Origin of the sequence: Actinocrinis puniceicyclus (assembly GCF_018283645.1) — a bacterium.
Taxonomy (GTDB): domain Bacteria; phylum Actinomycetota; class Actinomycetes; order Streptomycetales; family Catenulisporaceae; genus Actinocrinis; species Actinocrinis puniceicyclus.
Genome location: NZ_JAGSXH010000002.1, coordinates 41,703 through 55,699 on the forward strand (window position 1 = coordinate 41,703; position 13,997 = coordinate 55,699).

The 13,997-nt window shown below is 71.2% G+C and carries 13 protein-coding genes; 7 read left to right on the top strand and 6 right to left on the bottom strand.

Annotation, left to right across the window (positions count from 1 at the left end; translation table 11 throughout):
* Positions 1–17 precede the first annotated feature (17 nt).
* Both KGA66_RS32410 and KGA66_RS00960 read right to left on the bottom strand, forming a co-directional pair.
* The gene (locus KGA66_RS32410) at positions 18–632 is read right to left on the bottom strand and encodes a transposase (RefSeq protein WP_211463422.1); all 615 of its coding nucleotides are present in this window, start codon (positions 630–632) and stop codon (positions 18–20) included.
* 1,055 nt (positions 633–1,687) lie between these two features.
* Complete coding sequence (locus KGA66_RS00960) at positions 1,688–2,713, bottom strand: SURF1 family cytochrome oxidase biogenesis protein (RefSeq protein WP_211463423.1); 1,026 nt, start codon at positions 2,711–2,713, stop codon at positions 1,688–1,690.
* Positions 2,714–2,845: 132 nt separating this feature from the next.
* Between KGA66_RS00960 and mscL the strand changes: the two genes are divergently transcribed.
* The gene (gene mscL / locus KGA66_RS00965) at positions 2,846–3,274 is read left to right on the top strand and encodes a large conductance mechanosensitive channel protein MscL (protein WP_211463424.1); all 429 of its coding nucleotides are present in this window, start codon (positions 2,846–2,848) and stop codon (positions 3,272–3,274) included.
* Between the two features lie 94 nt (positions 3,275–3,368).
* Here mscL and KGA66_RS00970 read toward each other — a convergent pair whose 3' ends face one another.
* Positions 3,369–4,301, bottom strand: a complete 933-nt coding sequence (locus KGA66_RS00970; RefSeq protein WP_211463425.1) for an aldo/keto reductase — start codon at positions 4,299–4,301, stop codon at positions 3,369–3,371.
* A gap of 194 nt (positions 4,302–4,495) precedes the next feature.
* On the opposite strand from KGA66_RS00970, the gene KGA66_RS00975 reads away from it, so the two are divergent.
* The 3 genes from KGA66_RS00975 to KGA66_RS00985 all read left to right on the top strand — a co-directional run bounded on the left by KGA66_RS00975 (position 4,496) and on the right by KGA66_RS00985 (position 7,830).
* Positions 4,496–5,479 (top strand): ABC transporter ATP-binding protein, encoded by a 984-nt coding sequence (locus tag KGA66_RS00975; protein WP_211463426.1) that lies wholly within the window; start codon positions 4,496–4,498, stop codon positions 5,477–5,479.
* A 13-nt stretch (positions 5,480–5,492) separates the two neighbouring features.
* The gene (locus KGA66_RS00980) at positions 5,493–6,326 is read left to right on the top strand and encodes an ABC transporter permease (RefSeq protein ID WP_211463427.1); all 834 of its coding nucleotides are present in this window, start codon (positions 5,493–5,495) and stop codon (positions 6,324–6,326) included.
* Positions 6,327–6,489: 163 nt separating this feature from the next.
* Positions 6,490–7,830, top strand: coding sequence for an alpha-amylase family protein (locus KGA66_RS00985; RefSeq protein WP_211463428.1), 1,341 nt, complete (start codon positions 6,490–6,492; stop codon positions 7,828–7,830).
* 93 nt (positions 7,831–7,923) lie between these two features.
* On the opposite strand, the gene KGA66_RS00990 is transcribed toward KGA66_RS00985, so the two are convergent.
* Positions 7,924–8,736, bottom strand: a complete 813-nt coding sequence (locus KGA66_RS00990; protein ID WP_246506806.1) for an ABC transporter permease — start codon at positions 8,734–8,736, stop codon at positions 7,924–7,926.
* 182 nt (positions 8,737–8,918) lie between these two features.
* Between KGA66_RS00990 and KGA66_RS00995 the strand changes: the two genes are divergently transcribed.
* Positions 8,919–9,863 carry an SURF1 family protein gene (locus tag KGA66_RS00995; RefSeq protein ID WP_211463432.1) on the top strand — a complete coding sequence of 315 codons (945 nt, stop codon included), beginning with the start codon at positions 8,919–8,921 and terminating at the stop codon, positions 9,861–9,863.
* On the opposite strand, the gene KGA66_RS01000 is transcribed toward KGA66_RS00995, so the two are convergent.
* Entirely contained in the window at positions 9,833–10,210 is a 378-nt protein-coding gene (locus KGA66_RS01000) for a DUF3817 domain-containing protein (RefSeq protein WP_211463434.1), read from the bottom strand. The genes KGA66_RS00995 and KGA66_RS01000 overlap by 31 nt on opposite strands.
* A gap of 210 nt (positions 10,211–10,420) precedes the next feature.
* Here KGA66_RS01000 and KGA66_RS01005 point away from each other — a divergent pair, with 210 nt between their 5' ends.
* Both KGA66_RS01005 and KGA66_RS01010 read left to right on the top strand, forming a co-directional pair.
* Positions 10,421–11,155 carry a hypothetical protein gene (locus tag KGA66_RS01005; protein WP_211463436.1) on the top strand — a complete coding sequence of 245 codons (735 nt, stop codon included), beginning with the start codon at positions 10,421–10,423 and terminating at the stop codon, positions 11,153–11,155.
* A 114-nt stretch (positions 11,156–11,269) separates the two neighbouring features.
* A complete protein-coding gene (locus tag KGA66_RS01010) occupies positions 11,270–12,004 on the top strand; it encodes an EF-hand domain-containing protein (protein WP_211463438.1) in 735 nt (244 codons plus the stop codon).
* A gap of 29 nt (positions 12,005–12,033) precedes the next feature.
* Here KGA66_RS01010 and KGA66_RS01015 read toward each other — a convergent pair whose 3' ends face one another.
* The gene (locus KGA66_RS01015) at positions 12,034–13,992 is read right to left on the bottom strand and encodes a helix-hairpin-helix domain-containing protein (RefSeq protein ID WP_211463440.1); all 1,959 of its coding nucleotides are present in this window, start codon (positions 13,990–13,992) and stop codon (positions 12,034–12,036) included.
* Positions 13,993–13,997 lie beyond the last annotated feature (5 nt).

A 13,997-nucleotide genomic window follows, 5' to 3' on the forward strand; every position in this document is an offset into this window, starting at 1 on the left:
GAAGCGAACGGCGGCCCTTACCGCAGCAACGTCATGCCGAACTCGGCGGCGACGGGGGAGGGGTGCTTGGCTTTCGCCGTGACCGGCCGTCTGGTGACCGGGGCGGTGGTCTGCGGGTCGGCGGCGCCGGCCGCGACCCGGTCGAAGTCGATGCGGTCGCCGTCCGGCAGGCCGCGCGCCAGCACCTCGGCGATGGGCGCCCAGGCACCCGCCTGCTGCCAGTCGCGCAGCCTGCGCCAGCAGGTCATGCCCGAACCCAAACCCAGTTCCTTGGGCAGCCGCTCGAACCCGATGCCGCGGGCCAGCACCACCAGGATCCCGGTGAGTACCGCGCGGTCGTCCAGCGGCTTGCGGCCGGGGTAGCGCCGGCGGCGCGCCCGCAGCGGAATGAGCGGCTCGATCTGCTCCCACATCGCGTCGGTGATGACGGGGTCGGTGCGTGGGCCGGCGACCCTGCGCGGCCGTGGCACTCCCGGCAGGCCGGAACCGAGCAGCGGCGCGCCGATGGCGCTCGGGCTGAGCGGACTGAGCCCGGCCGGTCCGCGCGCGGCGCGCGGTCGTGCCTGCGGGGGGACGGGCGCGACGGCGGCGCGGGCGGAGGCGGGGCCGGAAACGGCGGACGGCTCTGACACAACCGGTACAACGGGCGATCCGAGCCGGGGTCACGGTTTCCCGGCCACCGCGCGGCGGCGGGCCCCCGGGACCGCGCACAGTGATGGTTACACTGCGTCCCGTGCCCGCATCTGACGAAGCATCAGAGGCCGACCCGGGTTCGCCGCCGGACTCGCTGTGGCCGCTCGGCGACGAGATCGCCACGGCACTGCTCGGCCTGCTCGAAGTGGAACTGCGCGGCCGCGGCCTGCGCTGGCGGGTGGTGGCGCGCGACCGGCTGGAGGTGGGCCGCACGGACCTGCCCTGGCCGGGCACGGTGGTCGATCTCGCCCCGCTGCGCGAGCGGATGCTCGAGCGCGCCAAGGCGGACTGGCCGGAGCTGATCGAACAGTATGTCGGCGATCTGCGATGCGGCGCACCGGCGGCGGCGTCGCACACGTCCGCGCCGGAGGGTTCGTCCTGGCTGCGGGCGCGGGAACCGCTGCGGGCCCGCATCCTGCCCGCCGACACCCCGGACGCCGCCCTCTGCGGCGCGCTCCAGCGAACCGTCGCCGACGGCCTGCTCGAAGCGGTCGTCACGCAGGCGTCGGCCGACGCGGCCGCAAGCCGACGAAGCGGCGATCCGGTCGATCCCGGCGGCTCTCCCGTGGCCGGCGCCGGCACCGCTCCCGGCGGCGAACTGGTGTCCGCGGGCGAGGCGCTCGGCTGGGGGGTGGCCGAGCACGTCGTGTTCGCCACGGCGCGGGCCAACGTGCGGCGCGAGACCAGGCTGGAGGCCGAGCGGTTCACGATCGACGGAACCGAACTGGTCGCGCTGTTCAGCCCGAGCCACTACGCGGCGACGCACGTGCTCTGGCTCGCCGAGCACCTGACCGCCCTGCCGGGCTACGTCGAGGCCAACGGCGCGCTCGTGGTGGTGCCGCACCGGCACCTGATCACCGTGCACCCCATCGAGTCCTCGGCTGTGGTCGCCGCGGCGGGCACACTGCTGCGCTTCGCCGCACGGCAGTTCGAGACGTGCCCGGGGCCGATCTCCGACCAGCTGTACTGGTGGCAGGACGGAACGTTGAGCCGACTACCCTCCGACAGCGTGGGGGAGACCCTGCACCTTTTCCCCAGCGACCGCTTCGCCGCCCTGCTCGACCGGTTGTGCGTCGGCGAGCGCCCCGGCGACGACGGGCTGCCGGGCGCCGGCTGACGGCGGCCCGGCGGGCTCGGCCCTGTCGTCGGCCCGATCGGCCCGATCGGCTGGCTCGGCTGTGTCGGTTGTGTCGGCGGGCAGCCGCTCGCCGTCGCGCGCGGGTTCGCCGCCGTCCGCCGCGGCCTGCCGCGCCGCGAGCCGCCGGTCCCCGGCCTCGCGCCTGATCAGCAGGAACCAGGTCACCGGCATCACGGCCGCGAAAACCCACCACTGGACCATGTAGGCGATGTACATGGCGTTTTCGTAAGTGGGATTCGGCACCGGCTCGGCGGCGGACGGGGCCGTGTTCGCCGGCAGGCTCGAAGTCAGGCGGATCGAGCCGTCCCGCAGCCGATAGGGCACCCGAGCGGCCAGGTCGCCGCGGGTGATCAGCGCGATCTCGTTCGCCGCCAGCTGCGCCGTGTCGTCCTTGATCCGGGTGTCCGCCGTCGTCTCGTCCGGCTGGAGCGATCCGGACACGGTCACCGTGCCGGAGGGCACCGGCGGGAACGAGGGCGCCGCGCTCGCGTTCCCGGTGTTCGACTCCCGCACCCAGCCCTGGTTGACCAGCACCGCGGTGCCGTCCGGAAGGAGCAGCGGGGTGACGACGAACCAGCCCGGCTGCTGGTCCTGCGACCTGTTGCGGGCCATGAACTGGTGCGCCGTGTCGTAGCGGCCGGTGGCCGAGACCATCGTCCACTGCTGGCTGCGCGCGACCGTGTGGCCGGCTGGGTCTTTCGAGTCAAGCGGTACCGGCCGCGCGGCCAGCGCGGCGAGCACCGCGCCCTGTGAGCGCGCGTGGTCCCGCCACAGGTTGCGCTGCCACTGGCCGAGACCGATGAAGGCCGGGATCAGCACGAGCCAGGTCAGCGCGTGGAAGGCCAGCCACTTCGGCGAGAAGACAAAGCGGTACGAGCGCACCGAACGACGGTACAACGCCGGCCGTCCGGCTTGTGCACCGCCCCCGGTTGCCCCTTGCGCAAGCGGTCGTTTCTCTGGTTGTTGTACACCTACGACGGCGCGACCGGCGCCGAATGCCGAAGGGAACCCGCAGTGATCAAAGGCTTCAAGGATTTCATCATGCGCGGCAACGTCGTCGAACTGGCGGTCGCGGTGGTCATGGGCGCGGCCTTCGGGGCGATCGTCAACGCGCTGGTGTCCGACATCATCATGCCGCTGATCACCGCGATCTTCGGCAAGCCGAACTACGGCGACCTGGTGTTCACGGTGCACAAGTCGCGGATTCTGTACGGCTCCTTCATCACCGCGGTCATCCAGTTCCTGCTGATCGCGACCGGCGTCTACTTCTTCATCGTGATGCCGCTCAACCACCTGGAGAAGCGACGCAAGCGCCGCCAGGGCGTCGCGGACGTTCCCCCGCCCGCCGAGTCCGAGCTCGAACTGCTCGCGCAGATCCGCGACGCTCTGCGCGACGGGCACGGCCCGGTCAGCGGCGTCGGTGCCGACCTCGGGCGCGACTAGCTAACGCAAGTAGACCTGCAGGGCAGCCTCACGTCCGGCGCTCAGTCATGGGTGCCGGACGTATCAAACTTCCGTCATGGGCTCCGAGGCACATTCAGGCGGAGGCGGCGTTCAGGGCGGACAGTTCCACGGGCGTGAGTTCCAACTCGGTGAACGGCAGCAGCTCGGCCAACTGCTGCACCGTACGCGCGGAAGCGATTGGCGCGGCGACCGTCGGTTGTGCCGCGAGCCACGCCAGCGCGACCGCGGCCACCGTCGTCTCGTGCGCCTCCGCCACCTGATCGAGCGCCGCCAACACCCGGTAGCCGCGCTCGTTGCGGTACCCGGCCACGCCGCCCGAGCGCACCGAGTCCACCTCGACGCCGGGCCGGTACCTGCCGGCCAGGAAACCGCGTGCCAGGCCGTAGAACGCAACGCCCGGCACGCCTTCGCGGTCCAGCAACGGCGCCAGGTCGCGCTCGTACTCGGTGCGCTCCAGCAGGTTGTAGTGATTCTGCAGCGCCGAGTACCGCGCCAGGCCCGCGCGGTCCGAAAACGCCAGCGACTGCGCGAGGCGCGACGCGGTGAAGTTCGAGGCCGCGATGTAACGCACCTTCCCTTCGCGCACCAAGGCGTCGAACGCGCCGAGCGTCTCCTCGATCGGCGTGCCCGGGTCGTCGGAGTGTGCGTAGTAAAGGTCGATGCAGTCGATCCCCAGGCGCCGCAACGAGTCCTCGGCCGCGGCGCGGATGTTCGCCGCGGACAGTCCTGCCCGGCTCGGCAGTTTGCTCACCTTCGTCGCGATCACCATCGCATCGCGGTTGCCGCGCGATGCGAGCCAGCGGCCGATGATCCGCTCCGACTCCCCACCGGTGTTCCCCGGTGCCCACAGCGAATACACGTCCGCGGTGTCGATGAAGTTGCCGCCCGCCGCCGCGTACGCGTCCAGGATCGCGAATGAGGCGGTCTCGTCCGCGCTCCAGCCGAACACGTTACCGCCGAGGCAGAGCCCGTAGACGTCCAGATCGGTGTTGCCAAGTTTCGCCATGGATCGAACCTAGCGCCCCGGCAGCCGCTCGCCCTCTCGAGCGAGGCTCTCGCTTGGAGGCCGCCCGGAGCGCTGCGCGTGAGCGCGCGTCCGGTGAGTGCTCGTTCAAGTAAGTGCCCGTTCGGCACCGCACCCCTGACCATGCGCTCTAAACCATTCGAATCTTGTGGGCGGGGAGCAGTAGCGTCGTGAGGGTGTCCGGACGAAACCAGCCTTCCACGGCGCCTGCCTCCGCCCGGGGCGAGATCCTGATCGAGGCCCGGGGCCTGAGCAAACACTTCGCGAAGAAGGGCGCCGAGCCGTTCACCGCGGTGGCCGGAATCGACTTCGAGGTGCGCCGCGGCGAGGTCTTCGGCTTCCTCGGGCCCAACGGCGCGGGCAAGAGCACCACGATGCGGATGATCGGCTGCGTGTCCCCGAGCACGGGCGGCAGCCTGCGGGTCTTCGGCATGGATCCGGCCGCCGACGGCCCCGCGATCCGGGCCAGGCTCGGCGTCGTGCCTCAGGAGGACACCCTCGACACGGAGATGCAGGTACGCGACAACCTGCACGTCTACGGCCGCTACTTCGGCCTCCCGCGCGCCGTGATCAGGGAGCGCACCGAGCGGCTGCTGGAGTTCGTGCAGCTCGCCGACCGGGCCCGCGACAAGGTCGAACCGCTCTCCGGCGGCATGAAGCGGCGGCTGACCATCGCCCGCTCGCTGATCAACGAGCCGGAGATCCTCATCCTCGACGAGCCGACGACCGGCCTTGATCCGCAGGCCCGGCACGTGGTGTGGGACCGGCTCTACCGGCTCAAGCAGCGGGGCACCACGCTCATCCTGACCACGCACTACATGGACGAGGCCGAGCAGTTGTGCGACCGGCTGGTCGTCATGGACAAGGGCCGCATCGCAGCCGAGGGCGCCCCGCACGAGCTGATCGCCCGCTACTGCACCCGCGAGGTCCTGGAGCTGCGTTTCCCGCTCGACGAGCAGGATCAGTCCGCCCAGAAGGCCGCCGGGATCGCGCAGAAGGTGGAGGTGCTGCCGGACCGCGTGCTCATGTACGCGGACGACGGCGACGGCGCCCTGCAGGCCGTACGGGCCCGCGGGCTCGAACCGCTCACCGCCCTGGTGCGCCGCTCGACCCTGGAGGACGTGTTCCTCACCCTCACCGGCCGCACCCTGGTGGACTGAGGCGGTGATCGACATGTCCACGATGGAGACGCCGGCGCCGATCGGCTCCGCCGCGCACCCGGCCGGGCGACCCGGAGCGGCCCGGCTCGGCTACCGGCAGTTCCGCTACTGGATCACCTTCACGCGCCGCACGTGGCGCAGCGGGTTGCTGTCCGCGATCTGCGGGCCCGCGCTCTACCTGACCGCGATGGGGGTCGGTCTGGGCACGCTCGTGGACCACGGCAACGGGCTGCCCGGCGGTGTGCGTTACCTCGACTTCGTCGCGCCCGGCGTGCTGGCGGCCACCGCGATGCAGAATGCTTTCGGCCTGGGCACCTATCCGGTGCTCGGCAGCGTCAAGTGGTTCGGCAACTACCGGGCCGCGATCAATACTCCGCAGCGACCGCAGGACGTGGTCGCCGGGCACGCCGCGCTGTCCCTGCTGTGGTGCGCGGGCGTGACGGGGATATTCTTCGCGTTCATGAGCGGCTTCGGCACCGTGCACGCGGGCGTCGGCCTGCTGGCCTGGCCCGCCTCCGTGCTGACCGCCGCCGCCTTCCTGATGCCGATCATGGCCTACGTCGTCACCCTTGAGGACGAGCAGAAGCTCAACACCCTGTTCCGCTTCGTGATGACCCCGCTGTTCCTGTTCTCCGGGACGTTCTTCCCGTGGCGGCAGCTGCCGGGCTGGGCGCACCCGATCGCGTACGCCACCCCGCTGTGGCACGGCGTCGAACTGTGCCGCTCGCTCACCCTCGGCACCGCGGCCTGGGCCGGGTCGCTGGTGCACGTCGCCTACCTGCTCGCCTTCGCCGTCGGCGGCTACCTGGCCGCCCGGATCACCTACCGTCGGCGGCTCTACCGCTGAAAGGAGAAGGCGCACTTCCGGGCTCGCGGCTGCGAACCGCCGGAGGGCATCCAGCGAATGAGAACACTGTTTCGCGGGCCGGCCCTGACGCTGTCCGTCCTGCCGATACCGTCGACCTGACGCCCTTTCAGAACGAGGCGTCAGCCTGGGAGGTGAGGTGCCGGTGAGCACCTGGTCCGAGTATGCGGTCTGGTGGCAGTTGCACCCGCTCACCTTCCTCGGCGCCATACCGGCGGCACCGACGGCCGTGGGTGACGCCACGGTCGAACACAGGCTGGACGGCCTCGAGCCATGGCTCGACTACCTGGTGGAGCTCGGGTGCAATGGCCTGGCCCTGGGGCCGATCTTCGCCAGCGAGTCACACGGATACGACACCACGGATCACTACCGCATCGATCCCAAGCTCGGCACCGACGAGGACTTCGCGCGCCTGGTCGAGCGTTGCCGGGCACGGGGCGTGCGGTTGCTCCTCGACGGGGTCTTCAACCATGTCGGACGCGGCTTTCCCGCCTTCCGCGACGTCCTCGAACACGGACGCGCCTCGCGGTACGCGTCCTGGTTCCGGACCGACTTCGACGAGCCCGGGACCGATGGCGACGGGTTCGCCTATGCCTGCTTCGAGGGACATCGCCACCTGGTCGCCCTCAACCACGCCGAGCCCGAGGTGCGGGAGTACGTCAGTGGTGTGATGCGGCACTGGCTGGAGCGCGGGGCCGACGGGTGGCGCCTGGACGCGGCCTACGCCGTCCCACACGACTTCTGGCACGAGACCATCGGCCGAGTGCGCGGCGAAGGGCACCAGAACGCCTGGTTCGTCGGGGAGTACATCCACGGCGACTACACGGCGGCCGTGCGGGAGGGCGCACTGGACTCGGTGACTCAGTATGAGCTGTGGAAGGCCATCTGGAGCAGCCTCAACGACGGTAATTTCTTCGAGCTCGCATGGGCCCTCGACCGGCACAACGGCTACACGGACGCCCAGCTCCCGCTCACCTTCGTCGGCAACCACGACGTGACGCGGCTGGCCAGCCGCCTCGAGGACGAACGCTGCCTGCCGCACGCGCTCGCGATCCTGCTGACCGTGGCGGGCATCCCGAGCATCTACGCGGGCGACGAGCAGGCTTTCCGCGGCGTCAAATACGAGCGCGCGGACGGCGACGCCGAGATCCGCCCGGCCTTCCCGCCGCAGGGACCGGCCGGGCTGGCACCACACGGCCGGCCGGTCTTCCGGCTGCACCAGGACCTGATCGGCCTGCGCCGCCGCCATCCGTGGCTGGTGCGCGCCCGCACCAGGGTCCTACGCCTGGAGAAGCTCGCCTTCGCCTACGAGGTGCGGGACCCGGACGGCGACGCGGCCCTCGCGGTACTGCTCAATCTCGCCGACCGCGAGCAGGTCTTCCCGGTCGGGCCGGCGGGCGCCAGGAGGATTCTCGCCAGCCGCGGATCCGGCTGGAACGGGCTCGTCGAGGCGCACGGCTGGGCGATCCTCGACCTGCGCCCGTAGCCCATGAGCCGCTGTGTCCATGAGCCGCTGTGTCCATGAGCCGCTGTGATCATGAGCTGCTGTGTTTACGAGCCGCTGTGATCTCGGACGCCGTCACGACAGCAGCAGCCGGCCCAGACGGCGGGTGGCCACCGCGAGGCCGGCGGTGCCGAGCAACGCCAGGTAGACCGCGCGCCAGAGCAGCGCCGGACCCACCGCCCCCAGCGTCAGCCCTCTGACGATCTCGATGCCCTGATAGAGGGGTGTGCACTCGACGAACAGCTGTACCCAGCGCGGATAGACCCCGAGCGGGAAGAAGGTCGTGGAGAACAGGAACATCGGCATCATCGCCAGGTTGATCCAGTCGAAGTCCTGCCAAGACCTGAAGAACGTCGTACAGCCCATGCCGAGACCGGCGAAGGCGTAGCCGATCAGCACCGCAGCGGGCAACGCCAGCGGCGTCCACGCGGACCGGGCGGCACCGAATCCGGCCGTCACCGCCAGGAACGCCGCCGCGTACAGCGAGCCGCGCAGCAGCGCCCAGCAGACTTCGCCGAGCGCGATGTCGCCGACGCCCAACGGTGTGGAGAGGATCGCGTCGTACACCTTCGCGTACTTGATCTTGAAGAAGATGTTGAAGGTCGAGTCGAACACAGCGCCCTGCATCGCCGCGGTGGCCAACAACGCGGGCGCCACGAATTCGACATAGGTCAACGGCCGCCCGCCCGGACCGGTCACGTGCGGGATCAGCTTGCCCAACCCGACGCCGATGGACAGCAGGTAGAAGACCGGCTCGAAGACACCGGAGACCAGGATCAGCCACGCGCGACGGTAGGCCAGCATGTTGCGCTCGATCATGTGAAGCGAGCGCTTTGAGCCGAAGCCAAGGGAGACCGGCATCGAACGCGGTGCATACGTGAGGCTCATCATCTCTCCCCGTCAGCTGCGCAGAGCACACTCTAGGACAGAGCCGGCCGCCCGTCCGAACGAATAACCGAGACGGCAGCGCCTACAGCGGGTCGGCCGGTGGGCTGCCGGGACGAGGGCACGCAGCGGCGGTGTGTACCCTGGTGCGCGCGCCGCGGCCTTCGCGACGGATACTGGCATGCGTGTCCGACTCGGCGGCGGCCCCGCACCTGACCCGCGACGACCTGCGCTCGCCACGCTGGATCGCCGCGCACGTCGGCATCGCCGCGCTCGTCGTGGCGTTCCTGCTGCTCGGCCGCTGGCAGTGGCACGTCGGCCACAGGATCGCCCCGCTGACTGCGCACCAACTGGCCGCCTGGCGCAGCCCGGTGCCCGCATCCTCGCTGATCACCGCGGACGGTGTGGACGGCACGAAGATCGGGCAGGCGGTCACCGCGACCGGGACGTACGACGCCACCCGGCAGCTGCTGGTCCCGGGACGTACGCTCGGCGGCCACGCCGGCTACTACCTGATCACCCCGCTGGTCACCGCGCCCGGACAAGCGATCGCGGTCAACCGCGGCTGGCTGCCGGCCGACGGCGCCGCCGAACCCGCCATACCGGCCCCGCCGCCCGGCCGGGTCGCCGTCACCGGCTGGGTCGCCGGGTCGGAGTCCGCAACCGGGTCCGTCAACCAGAACGGCATCGTGCAGACTCTGGCGCCGAGACCCGCGGCCGGCCCGCACGAGGTCGGCGTGATCTCCGCGGCGCAACTGGTCAACCTGTGGCCTTACCACCTGCCCAACGGTTACCTCTCCGCCACCGACGCCGCGTCGCTGTCCGGCGCACTGACGCCGGTCCCCGCGCCGCTCCCGCCGCACGGCACCACTTGGGACCTGTTGAACGTCGGCTATGCCTTCCAGTGGTGCGTGTTCGCCGTCGTGACCGTGGGCTGGTACCTGCTGCATTGGCGCCGTGAACTGCGTGCCTCGGCGGCACTGGCCGAGGCGAGGGCCGATCACCGTGACGGCGCGAGCGTGCGCGGCGACGACGGGCAGCCGGGGCGCGATATGGAGATGCCGGAGCCCGCTGCCTTGGATAGCCGCGCCGCCGCGGCTCAGCGCGAAACCGGTGAGTCCGCCGGCTGACCCTGGGCCGGTATCCGGGCGGTCTGCCGCGCGTCGATGTGCTTGAGCGTCCGGACCGCCACGTACGGCGAGAGACCCGGGATCAGCCCGGCGAGCGCCATCAGCGCCATGTGCGGGATCGACAGCCGGTACACGAACGCGGTCGCGATGCACAGGATGACGTAGATCGGGTACAGACCCATCCCGTGGACCATGCCGACCACCTTGTCGACCTCGCCTGCGTGCGCCCAGTACTTCAGCGGCATCCCGACGAACACCAGGACCACCATCATCACGCCGGTGGCCCACGCGAAAGCCACGTAGGCGTTGACGAGCGGCGAGCGCTTCGCGGGCGGGGCGGCTGCCATCATCGGGACCTCACGGGGACTGGGAGGGCTGAGCGGACGTCTGGAAGCAGCGTAATCAACCGGACCGGAGCGCGCCGACCCGGGGGACCGGACGGCGGCGTCCGGCAGGGCCGTGAACGGCTACGGATTCCGGCCACATTCGGAGCAACGCCGCGGCCCTGGACGGAACGCGCGTGCCAAGGGGCCCCCTACTCCGATAACGTCGTCTCCATGTCCGAGACGACGCCGTCCGCACCACCCTCGCTGAACGGCACCCAGCCGACGCCCGTCCAGGTCCGCGCGGCCGCCGAGGCGCTCAAGAGCGCGATCGACAGGCACCTGGCCGCAGTCGAAGCGAGGAGTGACGAGCTGGACCCGGCGGTACTTGAGGCATTCGACGCCTTGGCCGCGGCGGCCGAGGAGTACGACGAGCTCCTGTACACCGTGCACGACGAGGTCACTCCCTTCGACGTGGTGCCCCCCGAGTCGGATGCCGTCTACACCGGCCCGGAGCAGGTCGAGGCGTTTTCGGTGTACATCCGGCGGGACTTCCTGGTCTCCGACCCGGAGGCGCTGGCCGCCGCGGCGGCCGGTGTCGCGGAGGACTTCACCCCGCTGGCCGGCGACAACCGCGCCGCGATCGCCGAACTGTTCGACGCGTTCGACGCGGATGAGATCTCCTACCGCGCCGACGAGCTCGGCCTGGAGGCGGTCGAGGCCACCACCTGGGTCGTCGCAACAGAACCCGAGGTCGCGGGCGGTTGGGACGATGACCCGTTCTCGGAAGTCGACGTGCAGCGGCTGCTGTACCGGGTCGACCTCGTCGACGAGGACGAACTGGACGAAGAGGCGCCGGACGAGGAGGCCGAGGACGAGATCGGGCTGCTCGACGAAGACGCCGACGGGATCCAGGACGAAGGCGACGGGGGCGCGGCACCGGGCCGCGGGACCCGCATCATCCGCTAGGCCAGGGCTGGTCCCGGGTGCGTGCGGAGCCGGTTTCGGCCCGTCCCGGGCGCAGGGTGTTATCGCGTGATTACGATCACCTCAAGTCTGATCGTCACATTGTGCAAATTCTCGGTGACTACGTGGCAGAATGGCGGTGGCGACCGGAGAAGGCCGCCGATCCCCGAGGAGGTCTCCCTCGTGCCGGCGGACATGCTCACCGCGAAGATCGAGTACGGCTTCGAACAGCTCACAGCGCGCAGTAACGGGGTGCTCGACGGCCCCTCGCACGTGGCGATGGGCCGGCGTGCGGCCGCCGCGATCGGTTACGCGCTGGGTTCCGAAGACGAAGCGCGGATGATCGAGGCGTACCTGAACCTCTGGCGGGTCGTGCACCTGCCGCACGTTCCCCCGGGCTCGCGCGGGCTGAATCGCGCGGAGTTCCTCCATTCCCTCCTGACACTCGCCAACTCGACACCCACCCACCGCGCGGCCACCCTCGGCGCCCTCGCCGAAACTTTCTTCGCGCTGGCCGACGCGGACCGCGACGAGCGGGTGAACCGGGAGGAGTACTGGGCCTTCCAACACGGCCACTTCCCCGAGGTTCCCCGGACCGCGCTCGCCGAAGCCTTCGACCACCTGGACACCGACGGTGACGGCTACCTGTCCCGTGAGCAGTTCAGCAGCGCGATCGTCGAGTTCTGGACCAGCCGTGACCCGGACGCCCCGGGCAACTGGTTTCTGGGTCGCCCCGTGTACCTCGGCCCGTCGTCAGACGGTGAGACGCTGCAGGGGACGGCAGCGACGCCTGCCGGGCGCCCGGCGCGCGACGATTGGCCAGGCGTCATGGAAGCCCGCGTTCGCTCCTGACCCGGCGCGGGACGCCGATCCGTCGTGCCTCAATCCCGCAGCGCGTGCTTGAGCCGTGTGCGCCGGGGATGATCCGGGACCTTTTCCACCGCGTCCGCCAGCGCGCGGCCCGCACCGTGCACCACGGTCAGGTGCCGCGTCGCCAGGGTGATGGCGCCCAGCGCCAGCGCACGGGTCAGCTTCGGCGCCGCCTCGGCGTCGAAGACGGCGACCACCGCCGGCCACCGTCCGCCCTGGGCCTCGGCCACGGTCAGCGCCCAGCCGTGGCGCAGGGCGCGCACCTGCGTGGCCGGGATGGCGGGCGACGCCGCGGGCGCCGCCGAGCCCTCGCCGGAGGGCTGACGCTGCTCGTGCGGCGCATCCCAAGTGATCGTCAGGCCATCCGTGTCCCCGTCATTCACCGTGCCGGTCTCACCGCCGAGCAGACCGTGTTCCCGTAGCGGCGCTACCACGACGACCCGGTCTCCCGCGTCGAACCCGCCGCAGAGGCCCGGCCCCGGATTCAGACGCTCCTTGAGCGCCGCGTTCAGCGCCGCCGCGCCCGCTCGGCCGTCCGCGTCCACCGCTACGACCTGCACCTGACTCCCGGACAGTTCGAAGGCGCGCGGGATGGAGTCCACCGCCACCTGGACCGCGCGGTGCACGGCCTCGCCGGAGTCGCGTACCGGCACGATCACCACCTCCTTGGAACTGGCATCCGGTCCCTGCAGCAGTTCCTGTGGTGGCAGTCCGCCGTGGCGTACCGCGTCCGCGAGCGCACTGAGCGGACCGGTCGGGCGTCGTTTGAGTTCCACGCGCGGTAGCCGGCCGCCGAACCCGGGGTCCTCGGTTTCCAGCAGGTCACGGAAGAACAGTCCGGGGCCGGCCGCCTGAAGGGTCGCCGGGTCGCCGGCGAGCACTACGTGCGCCCCGTCGCGTGCCGCCTCGAACAGGGCCGTGCCCAGGTCCAGCCCGAGCAGTTGAGCGTCCGCCACCACCAGCACGTCGGCCGCGCCGATGCGTTCCGGATCCTCGACCAGGACCCGCGCGTCCACCGCGTCCGCGCCGATCCCGGCGAGCGTCCGCAGTCCCGCGGCCCAGGGGCTGATGAGCAGCGTGCCGGGGAAGCACTGCGCGAGATCCGCGAGCCGCTGCCCTTCCGCGCCGGTCACCATCGTCAAACCGTGCTCGGCCACCGCCGCGGCCAGTGCGTCGGTCGTGGCGGAGCCCTGCTTCGGCTCGACCGGATCGGGAGTGGCTGCCAGCCGCTGCGCCGCCTCCGCGGCGCACTGCTCGGCGAACGCCCAGCGTTCGACGGCCAGCAGCGTGCGGTCGCTGGTCAGCATCGCCGCCGGATCGTCGTCGTCCTCGGCGTCCGCGCGCTCGAAGTCCTCGATCTCGGCCTCTTCGGCATCCTCGGACAGCGTCAGCGGCTGGGCGAACGCCAGCGCGGCGCCGTGCTCGATGGCGTCGGCGATCGCCCCGGTCGCGTCCGCCACGCCGAGCGTGCGCAGCGCCGCGGCGATCGTGTCGGCGCCCTGCACCGTGTGCCCGCCCAGCGCGGCCGCACGGCGCAGCAGCCAGGAGATCAGGGCTCGGGTACGCCGCGGATCGCCCGGTTGGGCACCCTCGACGATCACCCTGGCCAGGGCATCCGCGGCCTTGGGCGCGATCCCGGGCACTTCCAGAACACACCAGGGGTCGGCGGCGAGCCGGTCGGCGGCGCCCCCGCCGAGGGTCTGTTCGATCCGCGCGGTCATCGCCGGCGGCGCTCCGGCGGCGGACAGCCATGCCGCGAGCCGCTCGGGATCCGTGCCCGAGGTCGTTTCAGCGTTCGCGGCCGCGTCGCCGGGCGGACGGACCGGTTCGGTCCCCCGGGAGGCCGGCGAGGCTTCGCCGCGACCGGGCCGCCCGCCGATCGGTTCGCTGCCTGCGTCAGGCGGCGTCACCTCGAACGAGCCCTCCGCGGAATCTCCCGCCGCGGCGGCCGGTCGGTCCCCCTCATGCATCGCGT